At 68.9% G+C, this 21,258-nt stretch carries 22 protein-coding genes; 4 read left to right on the plus strand and 18 right to left on the minus strand.

Features of this window, described 5'->3' with window-relative positions:
• The first annotated feature begins 257 nt into the window (after window positions 1-257).
• Complete coding sequence (gene carB, locus ACRARE_RS01725; RefSeq protein ID WP_432654680.1) at window positions 258-3,548, plus strand: carbamoyl-phosphate synthase large subunit; 3,291 nt, start codon at window positions 258-260, stop codon at window positions 3,546-3,548.
• A 306-nt stretch (window positions 3,549-3,854) separates the two neighbouring features.
• Here carB and ACRARE_RS01730 read toward each other — a convergent pair whose 3' ends face one another.
• Window positions 3,855-4,577: a hypothetical protein gene (locus ACRARE_RS01730; protein ID WP_432654681.1), complete on the minus strand. Its 723-nt coding sequence runs from the start codon at window positions 4,575-4,577 to the stop codon at window positions 3,855-3,857.
• A 215-nt stretch (window positions 4,578-4,792) separates the two neighbouring features.
• On the opposite strand from ACRARE_RS01730, the gene ACRARE_RS01735 reads away from it, so the two are divergent.
• Together ACRARE_RS01735 and ACRARE_RS01740 are read left to right on the plus strand one after the other, a co-directional pair.
• Window positions 4,793-5,380 (plus strand): thymidine kinase, encoded by a 588-nt coding sequence (locus ACRARE_RS01735; RefSeq protein ID WP_432654682.1) that lies wholly within the window; start codon window positions 4,793-4,795, stop codon window positions 5,378-5,380.
• A gap of 140 nt (window positions 5,381-5,520) precedes the next feature.
• Entirely contained in the window at window positions 5,521-6,597 is a 1,077-nt protein-coding gene (locus tag ACRARE_RS01740; RefSeq protein WP_432654683.1) for an alpha/beta hydrolase, read from the plus strand.
• A gap of 226 nt (window positions 6,598-6,823) precedes the next feature.
• Here the strand turns inward: ACRARE_RS01740 and ACRARE_RS01745 are convergent, their stop codons facing one another.
• The 12 genes from ACRARE_RS01745 to ACRARE_RS01800 all read right to left on the minus strand — a co-directional run bounded on the left by ACRARE_RS01745 (window position 6,824) and on the right by ACRARE_RS01800 (window position 16,908).
• Window positions 6,824-7,783: a 2-hydroxyacid dehydrogenase gene (locus ACRARE_RS01745; protein WP_432654684.1), complete on the minus strand. Its 960-nt coding sequence runs from the start codon at window positions 7,781-7,783 to the stop codon at window positions 6,824-6,826.
• Window positions 7,783-8,124, minus strand: coding sequence for a tRNA-binding protein (locus ACRARE_RS01750; protein ID WP_432654685.1), 342 nt, complete (start codon window positions 8,122-8,124; stop codon window positions 7,783-7,785). The genes ACRARE_RS01745 and ACRARE_RS01750 overlap by 1 nt, the downstream gene beginning before the upstream one ends.
• Window positions 8,114-8,932, minus strand: coding sequence for a pyrroline-5-carboxylate reductase (gene proC / locus ACRARE_RS01755; RefSeq protein WP_432654686.1), 819 nt, complete (start codon window positions 8,930-8,932; stop codon window positions 8,114-8,116). The genes ACRARE_RS01750 and proC overlap by 11 nt, the downstream gene beginning before the upstream one ends.
• A gap of 37 nt (window positions 8,933-8,969) precedes the next feature.
• Window positions 8,970-9,470, minus strand: a complete 501-nt coding sequence (locus ACRARE_RS01760; protein ID WP_432654687.1) for a type III secretion system chaperone family protein — start codon at window positions 9,468-9,470, stop codon at window positions 8,970-8,972.
• A gap of 397 nt (window positions 9,471-9,867) precedes the next feature.
• Entirely contained in the window at window positions 9,868-10,872 is a 1,005-nt protein-coding gene (locus ACRARE_RS01765) for an energy transducer TonB (RefSeq protein WP_432654688.1), read from the minus strand.
• Window positions 10,869-11,285: an ExbD/TolR family protein gene (locus tag ACRARE_RS01770; RefSeq protein WP_432654689.1), complete on the minus strand. Its 417-nt coding sequence runs from the start codon at window positions 11,283-11,285 to the stop codon at window positions 10,869-10,871. The genes ACRARE_RS01765 and ACRARE_RS01770 overlap by 4 nt, the downstream gene beginning before the upstream one ends.
• 5 nt (window positions 11,286-11,290) lie before the next feature.
• On the minus strand, window positions 11,291-11,677 hold the full coding sequence (locus tag ACRARE_RS01775) for an ExbD/TolR family protein (protein ID WP_432654690.1): 387 nt from the start codon (window positions 11,675-11,677) through the stop codon (window positions 11,291-11,293).
• Between the two features lie 21 nt (window positions 11,678-11,698).
• Window positions 11,699-12,883: a MotA/TolQ/ExbB proton channel family protein gene (locus ACRARE_RS01780; protein ID WP_432654691.1), complete on the minus strand. Its 1,185-nt coding sequence runs from the start codon at window positions 12,881-12,883 to the stop codon at window positions 11,699-11,701.
• Window positions 12,884-13,222: 339 nt separating this feature from the next.
• Window positions 13,223-13,975 (minus strand): iron ABC transporter ATP-binding protein, encoded by a 753-nt coding sequence (locus tag ACRARE_RS01785; RefSeq protein ID WP_432654692.1) that lies wholly within the window; start codon window positions 13,973-13,975, stop codon window positions 13,223-13,225.
• Window positions 13,972-15,024, minus strand: coding sequence for an iron chelate uptake ABC transporter family permease subunit (locus ACRARE_RS01790; protein WP_432654693.1), 1,053 nt, complete (start codon window positions 15,022-15,024; stop codon window positions 13,972-13,974). The genes ACRARE_RS01785 and ACRARE_RS01790 overlap by 4 nt, the downstream gene beginning before the upstream one ends.
• Complete coding sequence (locus ACRARE_RS01795; protein ID WP_432654694.1) at window positions 15,017-15,955, minus strand: ABC transporter permease; 939 nt, start codon at window positions 15,953-15,955, stop codon at window positions 15,017-15,019. Before ACRARE_RS01795 ends, ACRARE_RS01790 begins: the two co-directional genes overlap by 8 nt.
• 14 nt (window positions 15,956-15,969) lie before the next feature.
• On the minus strand, window positions 15,970-16,908 hold the full coding sequence (locus tag ACRARE_RS01800; RefSeq protein ID WP_432654695.1) for a siderophore ABC transporter substrate-binding protein: 939 nt from the start codon (window positions 16,906-16,908) through the stop codon (window positions 15,970-15,972).
• Between the two features lie 160 nt (window positions 16,909-17,068).
• On the opposite strand from ACRARE_RS01800, the gene ACRARE_RS01805 reads away from it, so the two are divergent.
• On the plus strand, window positions 17,069-17,356 hold the full coding sequence (locus ACRARE_RS01805) for a DUF2218 domain-containing protein (protein ID WP_432654696.1): 288 nt from the start codon (window positions 17,069-17,071) through the stop codon (window positions 17,354-17,356).
• A gap of 114 nt (window positions 17,357-17,470) precedes the next feature.
• Here ACRARE_RS01805 and ACRARE_RS01810 read toward each other — a convergent pair whose 3' ends face one another.
• From ACRARE_RS01810 to ACRARE_RS01830, 5 genes are all read right to left on the minus strand, one after another.
• Complete coding sequence (locus tag ACRARE_RS01810; protein ID WP_222479147.1) at window positions 17,471-17,710, minus strand: Lrp/AsnC ligand binding domain-containing protein; 240 nt, start codon at window positions 17,708-17,710, stop codon at window positions 17,471-17,473.
• Between the two features lie 223 nt (window positions 17,711-17,933).
• Window positions 17,934-18,626, minus strand: coding sequence for an ABC transporter ATP-binding protein (locus tag ACRARE_RS01815; protein WP_432654697.1), 693 nt, complete (start codon window positions 18,624-18,626; stop codon window positions 17,934-17,936).
• Window positions 18,626-19,375 carry an ABC transporter ATP-binding protein gene (locus tag ACRARE_RS01820; protein ID WP_432654698.1) on the minus strand — a complete coding sequence of 250 codons (750 nt, stop codon included), beginning with the start codon at window positions 19,373-19,375 and terminating at the stop codon, window positions 18,626-18,628. Before ACRARE_RS01820 ends, ACRARE_RS01815 begins: the two co-directional genes overlap by 1 nt.
• On the minus strand, window positions 19,368-20,327 hold the full coding sequence (locus ACRARE_RS01825) for a branched-chain amino acid ABC transporter permease (RefSeq protein ID WP_432654699.1): 960 nt from the start codon (window positions 20,325-20,327) through the stop codon (window positions 19,368-19,370). The genes ACRARE_RS01820 and ACRARE_RS01825 overlap by 8 nt, the downstream gene beginning before the upstream one ends.
• The gene (locus ACRARE_RS01830; RefSeq protein ID WP_432654700.1) at window positions 20,324-21,247 is read right to left on the minus strand and encodes a branched-chain amino acid ABC transporter permease; all 924 of its coding nucleotides are present in this window, start codon (window positions 21,245-21,247) and stop codon (window positions 20,324-20,326) included. Before ACRARE_RS01830 ends, ACRARE_RS01825 begins: the two co-directional genes overlap by 4 nt.
• Window positions 21,248-21,258: the final 11 nt, after the last annotated feature.

Consider the following 21,258-nt stretch of genomic DNA (forward strand, 5'->3'; position numbering starts at 1 on the left):
CGACAACAGACCACGACACCCGGGCCCACAGGTCCGGGTGTTTTGCATCTGCCGCCCCCCACCCCGCTCCGAGGAGGCCTGACCGGGCCGAGGCGGGCCAGCCGCGCCCCCGGATCACCGCGAAGCACCCTTTGCGCCACCCGGGCGCACCGCCCATGGCGAAGAGGGGTTGAACCCCAACGCGCGCTGACTATAACGCAGACAATTTTGCGCGGGGCTGATCGCCCTTCCCTGTCCGCTGTCACGAGGTCCCTCCCATGCCGAAAAGAACCGATATCAACTCCATCATGATCATCGGCGCGGGGCCCATCATCATTGGTCAGGCCTGCGAGTTCGACTACTCGGGCGCCCAGGCCTGCAAGGCGCTGCGCGAAGAGGGGTACCGGGTGATCCTGGTGAACTCGAACCCGGCCACGATCATGACCGACCCCAACATGGCCGACGCGACCTATATCGAGCCGATCACCCCCGAAGTGGTGGCCAAGATCATCGAGAAGGAACGCCCCGACGCGCTGCTGCCGACCATGGGCGGGCAGACAGGGCTGAACACCGCGCTGGCGCTGGACGACCAGGGCGTGCTGGAGAAATTCAACGTCGAACTGATCGGCGCCAACCGCGATGCCATTGAAATGGCCGAAGATCGCAAGCTGTTCCGCGACGCGATGGACCGCATCGGCCTGGAAAACCCCAAGGCCACCATCGTCACCTCGCCGAAGCTGGAGAACGGCAAGCGCGACATCGCCGCCGGCATGAAGGACGCCATGGAGGCGCTCGAACATATCGGCCTGCCCGCCATCATCCGCCCCGCCTTCACCCTGGGCGGCACCGGCGGCGGCGTGGCCTATAACCGCGACGATTACGAATACTACTGCCGCTCCGGCATGGAGGCCTCGCCCGTCGGTCAGATCCTGGTCGACGAGTCGCTTCTGGGCTGGAAGGAATACGAGATGGAGGTGGTGCGCGACCGCGCCGACAACGCCATCATCGTCTGCTCCATCGAGAACGTGGACCCGATGGGCGTGCACACCGGCGATTCGATCACCGTCGCCCCGGCCCTGACCCTGACCGACAAGGAATACCAGGCGATGCGCTCGGCCTCGATCGCCGTGCTGCGCGAGATCGGCGTGGAAACCGGCGGCTCGAACGTGCAATGGGCCATCAACCCCGAGGACGGCCGCATGGTTGTCATCGAGATGAACCCGCGCGTCTCTCGCTCTTCGGCGCTGGCCTCCAAGGCCACCGGCTTCCCGATTGCCAAGATCGCCGCCAAGCTGGCCGTGGGCTATACCCTGGACGAGCTGGACAACGACATCACCAAGGTGACGCCCGCCAGCTTCGAGCCCACCATCGACTATGTCGTGACCAAGATCCCGCGCTTCGCCTTCGAGAAATTCCCCGGCTCCGAGCCGCTGCTGACCACCGCGATGAAATCGGTGGGCGAGGTCATGGCCATCGGCCGCACCTTCCACGAATCGCTGCAAAAGGCCCTGGCCTCGATGGAAACCGGCCTGACCGGCCTGGACGAGATCGAGATCCCCGGCGCCGAGGGCGGCGCGCCCGACAAGGCGGCCATCGTCAAGGCCCTGTCGAAACAGACCCCCGACCGGATCCGCGTCATCGCCCAGGCGATGCGCCACGGGTTGTCGGATGACGAGATCCAGGGCGTTACCGCCTTCGATCCCTGGTTCCTGGCCCGCATCCGCGAGATCGTGAAGGCCGAGGCCGAGGTGACGATGAACGGCCTGCCGGTCACCGAAGAGGGGCTGCGCAAGCTCAAGATGCTGGGCTTCTCGGATGCCCGCCTGGCCAAGCTGTCGGCCCGCGACGAAGACCAGGTGCGCCGCGCGCGCCACAACCTGGGCGTCACGGCGGTGTTCAAGCGGATCGACACCTGCGCGGCAGAGTTCGAGGCCCAGACCCCCTATATGTACTCGACCTACGAGGCGCCCATGATGGGCGAGGTGGAATGCGAGGCGCGCCCCTCTGACCGCAAGAAAGTGGTCATCCTGGGCGGCGGTCCGAACCGGATCGGCCAGGGGATCGAGTTCGACTACTGCTGCTGCCACGCCTGTTTCAGCCTGACCGAGGCGGGCTATGAAACCGTCATGGTCAACTGCAACCCCGAGACCGTGTCGACCGACTACGACACCTCGGACCGGCTGTATTTCGAGCCGCTGACCTTCGAGCATGTGATGGAAATCCTGCGCGTCGAGCAATCGAACGGCACCCTACATGGCGTGATCGTGCAGTTCGGCGGCCAGACCCCCCTGAAACTGGCCAATGCGCTGGAAGAGGCCGGGATCCCGATCCTGGGCACCACGCCGGACGCCATCGACCTGGCCGAAGACCGCGAGCGGTTCCAGGATCTGGTCAACCGCCTGGGCCTGAAGCAGCCGAAGAACGCCATCGCCCATTCCGACGAAGAGGCCCTGGCCCTGGCCGAGGACATCGGCTTCCCGCTGGTCATCCGCCCCTCTTACGTGCTGGGCGGCCGCGCGATGGAGATCGTCCGCGACATGGAGGGGCTGAAACGCTACATCCGAGACGCCGTGGTGGTCTCGGGTGATAGCCCCGTGCTGCTGGACAGCTACCTGTCGGGCGCGACCGAGATCGACGTGGACGCGCTCTGCGACGGCGAAGACGTCCATGTGGCAGGCATCATGCAGCATATCGAAGAGGCGGGCGTGCACTCGGGCGACAGCGCCTGTTCGCTGCCCCCCTACTCGCTGTCGGCAGAGGTCATGGCCGAGCTGAAGCGCCAGTCGCGGGCCCTGGCCCTGGAACTGGGCGTGGTCGGCCTGATGAACGTGCAATTCGCCGTGAAGACCGAAGAGGGCAAAGAGGTCATCTACCTGATCGAGGTGAACCCCCGCGCCTCGCGCACCGTGCCCTTCGTGGCCAAGGCGGTGAACTCGCCCATTGCCTCGATCGCCGCGCGCGTCATGGCGGGCGAAAAGCTGGCCAGCTTCGACCTGGTCGATCCGCAGATCGAGGGCTTCGCGGTGAAAGAGGCCGTGCTGCCCTTCGCCCGTTTCCCCGGCGTCGATACCCTGCTCGGGCCGGAAATGCGCTCGACCGGCGAGGTGATGGGCTATGACACCACCTTCCCCCGCGCCTTCCTGAAGGCCCAGCTGGGCGCCGGGACGCATCTGCCGACCGAGGGCCGCGTCTTCATCTCGATCCGCGACGCGGACAAGATCCCGGACATGCTGGAGGCCGCGCAGATCCTGGTCGAGCTGGGCTTCGGTCTGGTGGCCACCCGTGGCACCGCCGACTGGCTGGCGGCCGCGGGCCTGGCGGTCGAGACGGTGAACAAGGTCTACGAGGGCCGGCCGAACATCGTCGACCTGCTGAAGGACGGGGCCATCGGGCTGGTGCTGAACACCACCGAGGGCGCGCAATCGGTGGCCGACAGCCGCGAGATCCGCTCGGTCGCGCTGTATGACAAGATCCCCTACTTCACCACCGCCGCCGGGGCCAAGGCGGCCGCGAAGGCGATGAAGTCGCGGATCGAGGGCGAAATCCAGGTCACGGCGCTTCAGGCGTGATCCGGGCGCTGCTGCCCCTGGCCTGCGCCACCGCGCTGCTGGCCCTTGCAGGCTGCGGCGTGCCCCTGGTGCCGCTGATCTGAGGCGCGCCCGCGCTGGTGGATTGCGCCGCCCGACGACATCTGCCCCCGCCCGAGAGATCCGGCGGGGGTTTTCCTTTGTGCGCCTTTCGCGGCACGTCGCCTTGTCGTTGCCAAGGCTTGCCCGAACGGTCCGCGGGACGGTTGACTGGCAAAGGACACACCACAGCCCGTTACCGGCGGTTGCCTAACTGGCACGGTCCGCCTCGCCGCCGCCCGGGTCGCATCAAGTCTTGGGCAAGGTGGCGGTATCGCTCAGGCACTTCTCGATCAAAGCGACGTAGGCACCTACGTCCTGATGGTTGACGAGTTCCTCGCGACTGGCCTTGATAGCGTCAGCGAAATTCCCGAACATCGTGTCGAAACTCGCAGGATCCCGCGCCAATGCGCCATGGGTCGACAGCATCACGTGCCGGATCGCCGCGACGGTGATCTCGGGGTAGGGAGTCTCATCCCCGGACGGCCTGCCCTGAAGGCGCGCCGCAAGGCTGATACAGTTCAGCTTGCGCGCTCCCTTGTAGACTTCCTGGATGCCCGCCTTCGGGGTCATCCTGGTCGCGCCGATCGTCGCCCCGGTTCCGACGATCGCCCGGTTTGCCAGCACCTCGTCGGACACTCCCTGCACGGCACCGGCTGCGGTCGATGCCGCAGCGACAAAGGTTATTACCGCAAAGAGATCCTGGCTCTGGCTCGCGTTTCGCGCCGCGTCAGCATAGGCGTTCGACAATTCCTCGGCCAAAGTCGCGGCCTCGGACAAGGTCTTCGCCTTCGTAAGAGACGGAAGCGGCGCGTTGATCGCGCTATTCTTCAGCGCTTCGCGCTCTGCCTCGTGAAGGTGATGCTCCGTACAGCCAGTCACCCCCAACCCGCAGGCCAGAGCAAAAACCAGCGCCCGCCGCGTGTTCCCGCCTCGCGCCCGGCACACACGTTTTGGCGTGAGGCCACTCATTTGCGCGCCGCCCTTCCGGCGCACCGTTCCCGATCTAACTTGCATCTGATCCCCCAAGGTTGGTCCCACCCCGAAGCATCCTGACGCGATATGGCATCAGCAAGGTTTTTCTCGGCTTTCAAGACCAAGGTCGCAGACAAAGCCGGGCCAGAAAGGCCCCCCGACAACCGGCAAGCCATCTTGCCGCCCGCCCCCTGCCCGGCCTATCTACCCCCATGGCCAAGCTTTACTTCCACTACTCCACCATGAACGCGGGCAAATCGACGATCCTGTTGCAGGCCTCGCACAACTACCGCGAACGCGGCATGGACACCTATCTGCTGACCGCGCGGTTCGACAATCGCGCGGGCGAAGGGCGGATCGGCTCGCGCATCGGCATCGGCGCCGAGGCCGACACCTTCGATGCAGACGACGATCTCTTCGCCAAGATCGAGGCGCGTCGCGCCGCCGGGGAATTTGCCTGCGTCTTCATCGACGAGGCGCAGTTCCTGACCCGTGACCAGGTCTGGCAGCTGGCCCGCGTGGTGGACGATCTGCGGGTGCCGATCATGTGCTATGGCCTGCGCGTGGATTTCCGGGGCGAGCTTTTCCCCGGCTCGGCCGCCCTGCTGGCCCTGGCCGACGAGATGCGCGAGGTGCGCACCATCTGCCATTGCGGCAAGAAGGCCACCATGGTGGTGCGACGCGGGGCCGACGGCAAGGCCCTGCGCGACGGCGCCCAGATCCAGATCGGCGGCAATGAAACCTATGTCTCGCTCTGCCGCCGCCACTGGCGCGAAGAGATGGGCGACCAGGCCCCCTGAGCTGGCACAGCGGGCTGGCCCCTCTGGCCCATGCACCTGCCCCCTGCCCGTGCCCTCTGCCCCGGTTGACCCGCGCCGCGCAAGATGGTCTGACCGGGGCGGGCGCCGGATCTGCGGGCGCCGCCGTGAAAGGCCGCGCGATGTTCCGACCCGTCCTCCTGGCGCTTCTGGCCCGCCTGACCCTGCTGATCAGCCTCGCCCTGCTGGCCGCCTGCGCCCCGCGCCCCGGCCCCGAGGTGCTGGCCCCCCACCCCGAGGCCGCCGCCACCGCGCCCCGGATGATCCGCGTCTATGCCGCCAGCAACCGCGCCGCCGTCACCGGCTATGAAAACCTGCCCGCCTTCGCCACCACCTATCGCTATTACGACATCTCGGTGCCGCCCGAGGCACCCGGCGAACAGATCGCCTATCCTGAAGGGCCCAGCCCCGACCCGGCGCGCAGCTATGTGGTGCTGGACAGCGGCGTTCTGACCCGTGCCGCCTTCCTCGCCGCCACCCGGGGGGGGCGTGGCGGCCCCGAGGGCGAGGCGGGCCTTTACATCCACGGCTACAACACCAGCTACCAGGAGGCGCTGTTCCGCCTGGCCCAGATCGCGGTCGAGGCCGACGCGGGCGTGGCGCCCGTGCTCTTCTCCTGGCCCTCGACCGGCAAGCCGCTGGAATACGAGGGCGACCGCCAGGCCGCGCTCTTCTCGCGCGGCGAGCTGACCTCGCTGATCACCGACCTGACTGCGGGCCACCGCCGCCTGCTGGTCTTTGGCCACTCCATGGGGGCCTTCCTGACGATGGAAAGCCTGCGGACGCTGAAACTGTCGGGGCGCGAGGATGTGCTGGCGCGGCTCGACGTGGTGCTGGCCGCCCCCGATATCGACGTCTTCGCCTTCATCCGCCTGATGCAAGAGGTGGGGCCGCTGCCCGCCCCGATGGTGATCCTCTCCTCGCCCGACGACCGGGCCCTGGCGCTGTCCTCGCGCATCGCGGGCGGGCGCCCGCGCCTCGGCGCCCTGCCCGCCAACTCGCCCCTGGTGGCCCAGGCGGCGCGCCGTGCCAATATCCAGATCATCGACATTTCCGAGGTCCAGGCCGACCCGATGCGCCACCTGCGCTACATCCGCCTGGCCGAGCTCTACACCCGCCAGCTGGAGGCGCCCCCTGAACTGCGCCTGCCCGGCGCCTTCATCTTCGACGCCCTGTCGCGCTCGCTGGTGGCCCCCTAGGCGCCAAAGGCAGGCCGAAGTGCCCCGCCCCCTCTTCTCGTTTGCCAGAAATATCCCGGGGGAGGCCGCCACAGGCGGACGGGGGCAGAGCCCCCATGACCCCGTCGACGCAAGGCCCGCCCGGCTAGGGGGCGCTGCCCCCGCCGCCCGGCGGGCGGCTCCCCCGGAGTATTTCCAGCCGTCGAATAGGAACAATGGGCCGCGCCCCCGCTGTGCGCCCGTCTGCTCAGTTCACCCGGTTGGGGCAGTCCTCGCCGGCGAAGAAGGCGCGCAGGTTTTCCACCGCCATGGCGCCCATGTCCTCGCGCACATCCAGACAGGCGGTGCCCAGATGCGGCAGCAGAACCGCGTTCTCGTGGATCAGCAGCGCCTCGGGCACCTCGGGTTCATGTTCGTAGACATCCAGGCCCACACCGCCGATCTCGCCCGCCTCCAGTGCAGCGATCAGCGCCAGCTCGTCCACGATGTCACCGCGCGCGATATTGACCAGCCGGGCATGGGGCGGCATCGCCTTGAAGATGGCGCGGCCCACAAGGTGGTGGGTTTCCGGGCTGGCCGGGGTGGCGACCACCAGGATATCGGCCCAGGCCGCCAGATCCTCCAACACCTCGTAGCGGGTGGCGGGCATCTCGGTCTCTTTCGCCGAGCGATTGAAGTAGCCCACCTCCATCCCGAACCCATAATGGCAGCGCCGCGCGATGGCCTGGCCGATACGGCCCATGCCGATCACGCCCAGCTTGGCCCCCGTCACATGCTGGCCCAGCATCTGGGTCGGGTGCCAGCCTTCCCACTGGCCCGCGCGCACCAGCCGTTCGGCCTCGCCCGCGCGGCGGCAGGCCATCAGGATCAGCGTCATGGCCACATCCGCCGTGGCATCGGTCACCGCGCCGGGGGTATTGGTCACCGTCACCCCATGGGCGCGGCAGGCCTCGGCGTCGATATGGTTATAGCCGACGCCGAAATTGGCCAGGATCTTGCAGCGCGGGCGGCCGAAATCCTGCAAGACCTCGGCCGTGACCGCATCGCCCAGGGTAACCATCATGCCGTCGTAGACCGCCAGCCCGGCGCGCAGCTCGGCCGCCGACATGGGCCGGGTGCTGTCGCGCACCTCGACATCGAACAGCTCGGAGGCCGCGGCGATCGTGCCCGGCGGCATCGGGCGGGACAGCAGGATCCGCTTTTTCATCAGTGCATCCTCTGGCCCGGGGTCACGTCCTGATCGGGGGTGACCAGCACCACGCCGCCGTCGTCATCGGCCACGCCAAGCGTCAGCACCTCGGAACGCACCGGCCCGATCTGGCGCGGCGGGAAGTTCACCACCGCCATGACCATCTTCCCCACCAGGGTTTCGGGTGTGTAATGGGCGGTGATCTGGGCCGAGGTCTTCTTCTCGCCGATCTCGGGGCCGAAATCGATCCACAGCTTCAGCGCCGGTTTGCGCGCCTCGGGGAAGGGTTCGGCGCGCACCACGCGGCCCGCCCGGATGTCGACCTTCAGGAAGTCGTCGAAAGTGATCTCATCCGCCATTGGCCAGCTCCCGTCCGCGATCGGCTGCGGCCTTCACCGCCTTTTTCAGCAGCGGGGCAAAGCCCGTCTGCGCGTCCATCAGCACCTCCAGCGCCGCCTGGGTGGTGCCGTTCGGGCTGGTCACATTGACCCGCAGCTGCGCCGGGTCTTCCTGGGCCTCTTCGGCCAGGGCGCCGGCGCCCGCCACGGTGGCCTTGGCCAGCTGCATGGCCAGGTCGGGCGCCAGGCCCTGGGCCTCGCCCGCCGCCGCCAGGGTCTCGATCAGGTGGAAGACATAGGCGGGGCCGGAGCCCGAGACACCGGTGACGGCGTCAATCTGGCCCTCTTCCTCCAGCCGCACCACCTGCCCCACGGCCGAGAGCAGCTCATCGGCCAGGTCCAGGTCGGCGGGGGTGGCATGGGCATTGCCGATGATGGCGGTGATGCCCCGGCCCACGGCGGCGGGGGTGTTGGGCATGGCGCGGATCACCGGGCTTTCGGCGCCAAAGGCGGCCTCGAAGGCCGCAATAGGGGTGCCTGCGGCCACCGACAGGAACAGCGTCGTGCCATTGCCAAGCGCCGCCAGCCCCGGCAGGGCATCGCCCATCATCTGCGGCTTCACCGCGATCAGCGCCACGGCGGGCGCCTCGGGCAGGCCCGCGTTCAGATGCACCCCGGTCCCCTTGAGCCAGTCCGAGGGTTTCGGATCCAGCACCCAGACCGACGTGGCGGGCAAGCCGCGTTTCAGCCAGCCCGCCAGCATGGCGGACCCCATCTTGCCGCATCCCAGCAGCACCAGGCCGCGTTCGGCCACCTTGTCCAAGGACATCTCTCCCCCTCAGCTAATCTCGCGTCGGGGCATAGTGTTACGCGCGGCCATAGGCCTCTGCAATGGCGACCTCCAGCGCGGCGCGCGGGGACTTGCCACCATAGACGTTCAGCTGGAACGCCGGGTAATAGCGTTCGGCCGAGAGGACGGCGGCGGAAATCAGGGTCGAGATCTGGTCGGGGCTGGCCATCTGCTCGCCGCTCAGGACCAGGCCGTAGCGATAGACCATCAGCTGCTGCTCGGCCCAATAGGTGAAGGCCCCGGCCCAGCACTGATCGTTGACGTGGTTCAGCAGCTCGTAAAGACCGGGCAGCGCCTCGGCGGGGGGCTCCATCTCGAAGGTACAGACCAGACGCAGGGTCTCGTCATAGGCCGACCAGGCCAGGGTGACGGAATAGGTGCGCCATTGCCCCTCGACCGCCATGGCGATCTGATCGTCACCGATCCGGTCGAAGTCCCAGGCGTGATGTTCGGCCAGGGTCTCGACGATGTCGATCGGGTGCAGTTCGTCGGAAATGAAGGATTCGGACAATGCCATGACGCCACCTCGTTTTATGGTAGCGCGAGGGGCTGGCAGCGCCCCAAGCGCTAGGTGCCTGCTCTAGAAACGGGGCGATTTCCGCCGCTTCCTACGAAATATGGTGTGGCCCGGAGGCCCCCCTGTAAAGTCTAAACTTGGGGGTAACTACGATTTGTTGTGGAAAGCTCTGGGGAAACCCCAAAAAGTGGATCAAAGCACAGGCGCCCGGGATTTGCCCCGCGACGCCCCGCTCTTCGGCGGCCCGACTGGACCAACCCGCCCGTACCGCCTCCGCAGCGACGCCCCCCCCTTTCTATTATTTGTTGGCTAGAAATATCCTGGGGGTGAATTGAGCCGGCACGGCTCAAGAGGGGGCAAAGCCCCCTCCCCCGGCACACTACCGGCCCCTAACGGATCAGGAGAAATCCATCGGCAGGTTGAAGGTATAGCTGGGCTGGCTCAGCCCCTGGGGCGCGGCGGGCAGACGGCCCGCGCGCTGCACCGCCTGGACGGCGGCCTGGTCGAAGGCGGGCTGACCAGAGGAGCGCGCGATCGCGGCCCCCAGGATCGCGCCGTCGCGGGAGACGGTGATCCGCATCACCACCCGGCCCGTCTGGCCGCGCATCCCGTTGGGAAAGCGTTTGCGGCGTTCGATCCGGGCGCGGATCTTGGCACCCCAGACCGCCTGCAATCTCGCCTCTTGCTGGGCATTGCCGGTGCGCACCTGGGCATTGCCCGCATTGCCGGCCTGGGCGCTGCCCCCCGATCCGGCGGCGCGTTGCGTGACGCCGCCTGCACCGCCCGTCTGGGCCTGCTGGGTGCGGTCGGCGGGGCGCGCCTCGGGCTTGGGCTCGGGCGCCGGTTCCGGCTTTGGCGGGGGCGGAGGGGCGGCCTCGACCTGGGGCGCGGCCTGTTCGGGCCGGGTCATCGGGCGCAGGCTGGCCACCGGGGCCAGATCGGGGGCCTCGTCCTCGACCACCTCGGGCTGCTCTTCCACGGGCGCAGGTGCCGGTTCGGGCGGCTGCTCGGCAATCTCCTGCGGCAGCTCTTCGGGGGGCTGCGGCGGCGGGGGCACCTCGGTGTCGAAACTGGGCACGCTCAGGGTATCGGCGCTGGCCTCGGCCACGTCGAGGCTGGGCATCGCGGGCGGCGGGGTTTCCTCGATCACCGGGCGGGCGATTTCTTCGACCGGCTCGGGCGGCAGCGGCTCTGGCGCCTCGGGGTCCACCTCCGCCTCGGGCGGGGTCTCCCAGGCGCGGATCATCTCTTCCATCCCCGCCGGGGCGCCCTGAAGGGTGACCATGGCCTCGCCGCCGGCTCCGCCGGATTCGCTGCCAGAGGCGGGGACGCGGATTGCCAGGGCCAGGTGCAGGCCCACGGCCAGGGCCAGGAAGGCCAGGGTTTCGGCAAGACGTCTCATCGCGGCGCCACCACCAGCGCGACCTCCGACAGGCCCGCCTCGGTCAGGGCGCGCAGGGTGCGGGCGACCACGGCGGCCTCGGTGGCGGCATCGGCGCGCAGCTGCGGCGGCGCCCCTGCCCCGTCGGTCCCGGCCACCCGGGCGGCAAAGGCCGCGATCGCCGCCTCGCCCCGGGCCTCTTCAAAGCCGATCTCGCCCTCGGGCGAGAGGTAAAGAACCGGCACATCCCCGGCCTCGACCCCCTCGGCGGCGCGCGGCGGCGCGACCTCGAAGGGTTCCGGCGGCGCCAGGCGCGAGGTCATCAGGAAGAAGATCAGCAGCAGGAAGACCACGTTGATCATCGGCACGATGCTTTCGCCCCGGGGCCGGCGCGGCGGCGGGGTAAAGCGCATGGTCTGGGCGGATCGGGCCATGGCGCTCACTCCACCAGCACGAGGTTGGTAAAGCCCGCGGCGCGCAGGGCGCCCGCCACATCCACCACCCGTTGCAGCGGGGCCGCATCCTGGCCGCGCAGGATGATGGTGTCGGACGGCGCCTGGGTCAGCGCGCCCAGCCGTTCGGCCAGGCCCTCTGCCGTCACCTCGGCGCCGTTCAGGCGCAGCCCCTCGGGCCCCACGTCCACCAGACGCGGTGGCCCGGCATAGGCGCTGCCCCCCTGGGACGAGGCCAAAGGCAGCGGCAGCACCTCATCGGCGCCAAAGCGCGAGGCCAGCATGAAGAAGACCAGCAGCAGAAACACCACGTCGATCATCGGCGTGAGCGAGGGTTTGCGGCGCGGGCGCGGGGTATCGTCGACAAAGGGCATCGCGGCAGATCCGGCGCGGACTTACTGCGCGGCCAGCTTGGTGATGTTCTCGCCCATCCCGTCGCCGGGCAGATCGGCGACGAAGATCCGGGCCGAGAGATCCTCCAGGTCGGCGCGCAGGCTGTCCAGCACCGCCTCGAACCAGGTCAGCGCCGCCGAGGCGGGAATCGCCACGGCCATACCGGCGGCGGTGGTCAGAAGCGCCTCCCAGATGCCGCCTGCCAGCATCGACGGGTCGGCGCGGCTGCCTGCCTCTTGCAGGGCCTGAAAGGCCGAGATCATGCCCATGACGGTGCCCAGCAGACCCAGCAGCGGCGCGATGGTCGAGATCAGTTCCAGCGCACGCAGGGCCGAGCCCTGCTGCGCCAGAAGGCCCCGGGCCACGCGGCTGGTTTCCTCGCGCGCGGCCTCGTCCGACAGGGACAGGCGGGCGCGCATGGCGGCGCGGGTCAGGCGCGAGCGGACGCCCTTGCGCCCCTCGATCAGGTCCATGGCGATGCCTGCCTCGCCGTTTTCCCAGGCCACGACAGCCTTGCGCGAGGCGCGGCGCGACCAGGCGCCCGCCAGCACCAGCCGCCAGATCTTCCAAAGGATCAGCGCCACGGTGACGACAGACAGGGCCGCGATGGCCCAGATCGCCGGGCCGCCGTTGACCAGGAACTGCTGGCTGCGCGCCCAGGCGCCCGCCAGCCCGGCCTCGGGGGCAGGGGTCGCCGCGTCAGGGGTCGTGGGCGTAGCTTCGGGGGTCGTGGCGTCAGGGGTAGCGATCGTGGTCTCAACAGCGGGGGTCGCGACCTCGGCGGCCGGGTCGGCCACGGGGGCGCCCTCCCCGGCGGTCTCGGCCGGCGCGACGATGGCCTCGGCCAGGGCACTGTCGCCCGGCGCGGGCGCGGCGGGGGCGCTGTCGCTGCCCGGCAGGGCCGGGGCAGCTTCGGCGGCAGGGGTCGGGCTGCCCAGGGCGGGCGCCAGATCGCCCGGCACCTGCGGCGCGGCCTCGGTCCCTGCGGGCGCGGCGGTCGTCTCTCCAGGGGCGGGGGGCGTCTCTGCGGAAGGGATGGCCGTCTCTGCCGGGGCCGGGGCGGTGGTGGTCGGGGCGGTCGTCTCTGCCGGGGCCGTGCCCTCTTGCGCCGCAAGCGGGGCGGCGGACAACAGCGCCGCCAGCGCCGCCGAAAGGATCAGACCCGGTCGTGCCTGCCGATTTGCCATTGCCATGCTCCCTTTCAGATCGCGGGGGTTCGAGGACGGCCCCCTTGCCCATACCCGCTGCCCCGCCTTCGGGGCAAATGTTTCGCGCGTCGCCGCCCCTCGGGGGACTGAGAACCCCTTGGGCGGTGACGCGCCATCCGGGCTGGCAGGGCGACGAGGGGTCGCAGGGTGCTGGCGTCGCGCCGGGCTTATGATAGCCGACTATTCTTGTCAACATTCGCCGTGCACCGGAAAAAGGCAAGAGCCCCGCGCAGGCAGACCGCCCCGCCGCGGGAAGAGGGGCCGCAGGCTGCGCGGATCCTGGGCAGAGCGGGCCGGGATCGCCCGCCCCTGCCCCGCCTAGACCAGCACCACCGGGCGCCCGTCCTGCTGTGAGATCTCGGCATCGGTGCCGAAGACATCGCGCAACAGCGCCTCGGTGACGATTTCGGCGGGCGCGCCCATGGCGGCCACGCGGCCCTGGTGCAGGGCGACGATCCGGTCGGCGAAACGGGAGGCATAGTTGATGTCGTGCAACACGATGACGATGGTCTTGCCGTCCTCATCCGCCATCTGCCGTAGCAGCCGCATCAGGCTACGCGCCCCCGCGATGTCGAGATTGTTCAGCGGCTCGTCCAGCAGCAGGTAATCGGTGTCCTGGGCAAAGGCCATGGCGACGAAGGCGCGCTGGCGCTGCCCGCCCGAGATCTCATCGAGGAAGCGGTGGCGCATGGCCTCCAGGCCGAAGCGGGCGATGGCCGCCTCGACGATACGGTGATCCTCGGCCCCCGGACGGCCCCGGTGCCAGGGATAGCGGCCAAAGCCCACCAGTTCCTCGACCCGCAGCCGGGCCGAGACCTGTGTGGACTGCGCCATGATCGCCAGGTGGCGGGCCAGCTCGCGGTCGCTGACTTGGCCGATGCGCAGCCCGTCGACCTCGATCTCGCCCTGTTTCAGCACCGACAGCCGGGCGATCAGCGACAGCAGGGTCGATTTGCCCGCGCCATTGGGCCCGATCAGCGCGGTAATGCCGCCCTTGGGGATCTCGACCGAGATGTCATGCAGGATCGGCGCGCCGCCGATGGCATGGCTGACGTTGCTTACGCGGATCATGCGCGTTTCCTTTTCAGCAGAAGGGCCAGGAACAGCGCCCCGCCCAGGGCCTCGATCACTACGGCAATGGGGGTGGTCAGGGCCAGGACGCGTTCCAGCACGGTCTGGCCGCCGACCAGCACCACGCAGCCGGTCAGCGCCGCCGAGGGCAGCAGGATCGCATGGCGTTCGGTGGGGGTGATGGCATGAGCCAGGGCCGAGACGATCAGGCCGAAGAAGGCGGCCATGGGGCCGACCAGGGCGGTGGCTGCGGCCACCAGCACGCAGATCAGTACCAGCACGATGGACTGACCCCGGCGCGGCGCCTCGCCCAGGCTAAGGGCCACCGCATCGCCCAGGCCCAGCACGTCCAGCCGGTGGCGCATCCGCCAGGCCAGCCACAGGACCGGCAGGATGACGGCGGCGGTCAAGGGCAGCAGCACAGGATCGACGGTGTTGAACCGCGCATAGCTGACCGAGGTGACGACGGAATATTCCGCCGGGTCGATCAGCCGCTGGATGAAATCCGTGGCCGAGCGCAGGAAGACGCCAAAGATGATCCCCGTCAGGACCAGCCGCATCATCTCGCCCCGCGCGCCCCGGCGCAGCAGCAGGAACAGGCCCAGCCCCAGCACCGACATCAGCGCGGTGTTCAGCGCAAAAAGAGCGGCTGCGGGCAGGGTCACATAGGCGGTGGCCCCCAGCAGATGCACCAGCAGGGCCAGGATCATCAGATACAGCGCGTCGAACCCCAGCAGAAAGGGGGTGAGGATACGGTTGCCGGTGATGGTCTGAAACAGGATCGTGGCCACCGACAGGCAGCTGGCCACCAGCAGCATCGCCGCCAGCTTGCCGCCCCGGAAGGGCAGGATGAACCCCCAGGAGCCCTTGGCGCCGTAGACCATGTAGACCGCCGAGGCGAGCAGGACCGCCAGCGCCAGCCAGATCAGCCGGCGCCCCAGGGCGGGCGGCGCGGCCTCGGCCACCGGGGCCGTCCCCGCGCCCTGGCGGTTGCTCCTGCCGTCGCGCGCGGCGGGGGGTGCCATTTCGTCCATGCCCCGCTCAGCCATGGCGCGGCTCGTTATAGAGAAGCCACAGGAAGACCGCCGCGCCCAGCACGCCCACCAGGACCGAGACCGGGATCTCGTAGGGCGCGCGCAGCACCCGGCCCAGGATGTCGGCGGCCAGCACCAGCGCGGCCCCGGCAAAGGCCGAGACGGGAATGGCGCGGCGCAGGTTGTCGCCCATGCGGCGGGCCACGATATTGGGCACGATCAGCCCGACAAAGGGGATGGCGCCCAGGGTGACCACCACCGTGGCGGTGGTCACCGACAGCGCCGCCAGCCCGGCGGCGGTGATCAGCTGGACGTTCAGGCCCAGCCCCCGCGCCGCATCCTCGCCCAGGGCCAGCACCGTCAGCCGGTCGGCGATCAGCCAGGTGGCCGCCGCCGCCGCCCCCGCGATCCACAGAAGTTCGTACCGCCCGGCCAGCACCCCCGACAGCTCGCCCGTCAACCAGGTGCCGATGAATTGCAGCATGTCGCCCTGATAGGCGATGAAGGTGACCACAGCGCCGATCAGCCCGCCGTAGATCAGCGCCACCAGCGGCACCAGCAGCGGTTGGGTGGGTGGCAGCGGGCGCAGGATCAGCAGAAGGCCGGCCGAGCCCACAAGGGTGGTCAGCGCCGCCACGGACATCTTGGCCCAGATGGCAGAGGCGGGAAACAGCAGCGCGGCGATCAGCACGCCAAGCGCCGCCGACTGCCCCGCCCCCGCCGTCATCGGTTCGACAAAGCGGTTGCGGGCCAGGATCTGCATGATCTGTCCGCTGACGGCCAGCGCAGCCCCCGCCAACAGCGCCGCAAAGGTGCGCGGCAGCCGCGAGATCAGCAGCAGGCGCTGACTGTCGGGATCATGCAGGAAATCCCCAAGGCTCACCGGCACGGCGCCGATGAACAGGGACAGGATGGCGAGAGGCCCCAGCACCGCCAGGGCCTGCATGGCTAGGGGCAGTCTCAGGATGCGCTCTCCGACAGGCCTTCGGTGATCGCGTCCAGCACGGTCATCAGCGATTGCACGCCGCCCGAAGAGATATACATCTCGGCCGCCGGCACGAAGAGGACGCGGCCCTCTTTCCAGGCGGTGGTCGAATGGACCAGCTCGTTGTCGAGGGTGGTCAGACCGTTCTGGTCGCCCGACTGGATGGCGGCGCCCCGGTCGACGACGATCAGCGTATCGGGGTTCACATCGGCGATGAACTCGAAGGAGATCGCCTCGCCGTGCGAGCTGCTGGCGTCGATCTCATCGGCGGCGGCGGGCCAGCCCAGTTGGCTGTGCAGCCAGCCGAAGCGCGAACCGATGCCATAGGCAGAGACCTTCGGACCATTGGTCAGCACGATCAGGGCATTGCCGCCGGTCGCCTCGACCGCGGCGCGAGCCGCTGCCAGCTTGGTGTCCACCTGGGCGGCCAGCTCTGCGGCCTTGTCTTCTTCGCCCAGCAGGGCACCGAAGGCCGCCAGGCGGGCCAGGCCGTCGGTCACCGCATCGGGGCCCACGGACATGTCGGCCACCGGCGCGATCCGCTCCAGCGCGTCCTTCTGTTTCAGCGACCGCAGGCCGACGACGACCAGATCGGGCTGCATGGCGGCCACGGCCTCGAAATCGGGTTCGAAGAGGGTGCCCACGGTCTGCGCGTCAGCGGCCTGTTCGGCGATATGCGGCACATAGATCGGCCCCGGCACACCGGCGGGCACATGGCCCAGGGCCGCCAGGGTATCGACCGAGGCCAGCTCATAGGCGACGATGGTCTGGGGGGCAGCAGGCAGCTCCATCGCGCCCTGGGCGGTCTCGAAGCTGACGGGGTCCGCCTGGGCGGCGGTGGCGGCCAGAAGGGCGGCCGCACTCAGGGCGGCGGGGCGCAGAAGGCGCGCGGAAACAGTCGCGAAAAGGGTCATGCTATACTCCAGGGGCTCGGGGTCCCGCCGATTGGCTGGCCCCCGTTCCGCGCGATGCGCGCGGCGAGAGTGGGCTGACGGCAACGCCCCGGGGCTATCCCGTTGTTTCCGAGGGGTCAAGAACATACCTTAGCGAAAGAATCAGAGAAGGCTTTCCCCCATGCCCGCTGCCCAGGCTCATTACGCCACCGACCATGGCTCGAAATATCTGCAACAGCTGTGCAAGCACTTTGCCCACAAGGTCGAGGTCCGCTTCACCCCGACCGAGGGAGAGGCCGCCCTGCCCCCCGGCCCAGCCCTGTTGCGCGCCGATGCGACGGGCCTTCACATGCATGTGAGCGCCGACGACGACGCGGGCCTGGCCCGCGCCAAAAGCATCGTCGAGGTGCATTTGGTGAAATTCGCCTTCCGCGAAAACCTCGAAAGCCTGGACTGGCAGGCGGTCTGAGCCGCCCCGCGCGGACAGGTCCAAACGCCCCGAACAGCAAAGGGCGGCCCCACCCGGGCCGCCCTTCTTCAATCCGTCAGGTCTGCGCCCGGAAGGCCCAGTCGGAAGGCCCTGTCAGAAGGCCTTGAAGGTCAGCGTGGTCAGGGTCCGCTCGATCCCCTCGATGCCCTTGAAGCATTCGTCAACAAACAGGCCCACGTCGGCATCCTCGGGCGGGTAGACCTTCAGCAGCAGGTCGAACTCGCCAGAGGTGGAATAAAGCTCGGAATGGAACTCCCGCAGGACGATCTGGCCCGCGACATCATAGGTGGTGCCGGGGCGGCAGCGAATCTGGATGATCAGGGGGGTGCTCATGAACTGTCCTTTCGGTCTCCTCGGGCGGCAAGATGCGCCGGGCGGCGCCCGGGCGCAAGAGAGCGCAATGCCCAAGGCCCGCGCGCGCCCCGTCGCCTACCCCACGCCGCGCCCCTTCTATTCGATGGCTAGAAATACTCCGGGGGTCCGGGGGCAGCGCCCCCGGCAGTCGGGCGGCAATGCCACGCTCTGGCCCCGCGGGCAGCGCAGACTCAACCCCACCTCACACGTGCAGCCAACGTTCCTTCACCCCGCCCACATCCGCCAGCAGATCGGCGTTGGAGCCCGTCCAAACCACCTGCCCCTTTTCCAGCACGTAATGGCGGTCGGCAAAGCGGCTCAGCGCGTCGGCGTTCTTGTCGATCACCAGGATCGCGGCGCCCTCGGCTCGGATGCGCGCCAGGCAGGCCCAGATCTCTTCGCGGATCAGCGGCGCCAGCCCCTCGGTGGCCTCGTCCAGCACCACCAGCCGGGGGTTGGTCATCAGTGCGCGCCCCACGGCCAGCATCTGCTGCTCGCCCCCCGACAGCTGATCGCCCATGTTGCGCCGCCGTTCCTTCAGCCGGGGGAACAGATCCCAGACCGCTTGCAGCGACCAGGGGCCGCCACGCCGCGCGGTGGCCACCAGGTTTTCCTCGACCGTCAGGTTCGGAAAGACCTGCCGCCCCTCGGGCACCAGCCCCAGACCGGCCCGCGCCACCCGATGCGGCCCGGCCCCGGTCATGTCCTGGCCGTCGATCGTCACCACGCCGCCGCGCGCGGGCAAGAGGCCGAAAAGGGTCGAGATCGTCGTGGTCTTGCCCATGCCATTGCGGCCCATCAGCGTGACCACCTCGCCCGCGCCGACGCTGAGGTCCACGCCGTGCAGCACCTGCGCCTCGCCATAGCCCGCCTGCAACCCCTCGATCCGCAGCATCACGCGTCCTCCTCGCCCAGATAGGCCGCCCGCACCGCCGGGTCGGCGCGCACCGCCGCAGGGCTGCCCGAGGCCACGATGCGGCCGTAGACCAGCACCGAGATCCGGTCGGCCAGCTGGAAGACCGCGTCCATGTCATGTTCGATCAGCACAAGGGTCAGCCGCCCCTTCAGGCGCTGCATCAGGGCCACCAGCCGCTCGGCCTCGGCGCCGCCGGTGCCCGCCAGCGGCTCGTCCAAGAGCAGCAGACGCGGCTTGGTGGCCAGGGCCACGGCCAGTTCCAGCTGCCGTTGTTCGCCATGGGAAAGCGCCCGCGCCAGCACCCCGGCCCGGTCGGCCAGCCCGACCTCTTCCAGCGCCTGGCGGGCCTGGGCGTTGGTGACCTCTTCCGCCCCCGCATCGCGCCAGAACCGGAACGAACTGCCCGCGCGCGCCTGCACCGCCAGCGCCACGTTTTCCAGCACCGTCATCCCCGGCAGCAGCGCGGTGATCTGGAAGGACCGCGCCAGCCCCGCCTCGACCCGGGCGGCCATGTCGGCGCGGGTGATGTCGCGCCCGGCATAGATCACCTGGCCACTGTCGGGCGCCAGCTGGCCCGACAGCTGCGCAATCAGTGTGGTCTTGCCCGCGCCATTGGGGCCGATGACGGCGTGCAGCTCGCCCTCCGCCACGCTCAGATCGACGCCATCGGTCACCGCCAGCGCGCCAAAGCTCTTGCGCAGATCGCGCACCTGCAACAGCTCAGTCATGGCCGCGCCCCTTTCCCAGCCCAAGCCGCCGCAGCAGCCCGGTCAGCCCGTCGGGCGAGAACAGCACCACCAGCACCAGGATCAGGCCGAAGCCCAGGCGCCAGTGATCGGAAAAGACCGCCAGCAGATCCTCCAGCCCCACGGCCACCAGGGCGCCCACCATGGCGCCGGTCAGCGTGCCGATGCCGCCGAAGACCAGCATCACGATCAGCTCACCCGAGCGGTGCCAGGACATATAGGCGGGCGAGACATATTCGGTGAGATTCGCCAACAGCACCCCCGCGACGGAACACAGGCAGGCGGCGATGACATAGGCCACCAGCTGATAGCGGAAGGGGCGATATCCGATGGCCTGCATCCGCAGCGCGTTTTCCCGCGTGCCCTTCAGGACCCGGCCAAAGCGCGACAGGGTCAGCCGGTAAAGGCCTGCATAGATCGCCACCAGCGCGCCCAGGATGGTGTAGTAAAGCGCCCGGTCCCCCTCCAGCGGCAGGCCCAGCAGGGTGGATCGCGCCTGAAGCGCCACCCCGTCATCGCCCCCCAGCGAGGACTGGGCGACGAAGAAGAAATAGGCCATCTGCGCGAAGGCCAGGGTGATCATGATGAAATAGACACCCCTTGTGCGCAGGCTGATGGCCCCGGTGACGGTGGCAAAGACGGCGGACATCCCCATGCCCAGCAGGATCTGCGCCAGAAGGTCGGTCACGCCCCAGCGGGCGCCCAGGGCCACGGCATAGGCGCCGATGCCCAGATAGGCCGCATGGCCAAAGCTGACCATGGCGCCGTAGCCCAGGATCAGGTCCAACGACAGGGCGGCGATGGCAAAGACCAGCATCCGGCTGGCGATGACCATCAGGAAGGGGTCGTCCACGGCCAGGGCCAGGGGCGGCACGGCGGCCATGACGACAAACAGCGCCAGCGCGGCGCTCAGGCGGGGGGCCAGGCCGGTCATTTCGCCCCCTTGCGGCCGAAGAGGCCCGTGGGCGACCAGAAAAGGACAGCGGCCATCAGCAGATAGACCAGCATCGGCGCCAGCATCCGCCCGGTTTGCGAGGCCGCCGCCGGGTCCATCACCAGGCGCAGCCAGATCGGCCCGAAGGTGCGCCCCACGGTATCCACGACCCCCACCAGGATGGCGGCCAGGAAGGCGCCGCGGATGGACCCCACCCCGCCGATGACGATCACCACGAAGGTCAGGATCAGGATGCTTTCACCCATGCCCGGGTCCACCGACAGGATCGGCGCCACGATGGCCCCGGCAAAGCCCGCCAGCATGGCGCCCCCGGCAAAGACCAGCATGAAGAGGCGCGAAATGTCCACGCCAAGGGCGGCCACCATCGGCCGGTTCGAGGCGCCCGCGCGCAGCAGCATCCCGGCGCGCGTGTGGTTGATCAGGGCCCAAAGGCCAACGGCGCTGGCCAGACCGGCGGCGATGACCGCGATGCGATAGACCGGATATTTCAGCGGCCCGGCCAGCGGCACCGAGCCCGACAGCAGCGCGGGCATATCCACGTTCAGCGGCGCCGAACCCCAAAGGATCTTCACCCCCTCGCTGAGGATCAGGATCAGCCCGAAGGTGGCCAGCACCTGGTCCAGGTGGCTACGGTCATACAGCCTTCGGAAAACCAGAAACTCCAGCACCAGCCCGAAGACCAGCGTGGCGGGCAGCGCCAGCAAGAGGCCGAACCAGTAGCTGCCGGTCAGCCCGGCAAAGGTCGCCATCAGATAGGCGCCCACCATGTACAGAACGCCATGGGCCAGATTGATGAAATCCATGATCCCGAAGACCAGCGTCAGCCCGGCGGCGACGAGGAACAGCAGGATGCCGAATTGCGCGCCGTTCAGCAGCTGCAACAGGAAGAGATTGAACACGGTAAGGCGCC

It is taken from the genome of Pseudooceanicola aquaeponti (genome assembly GCF_050897975.1).
Taxonomy (GTDB): Bacteria; Pseudomonadota; Alphaproteobacteria; order Rhodobacterales; family Rhodobacteraceae; genus Pseudooceanicola.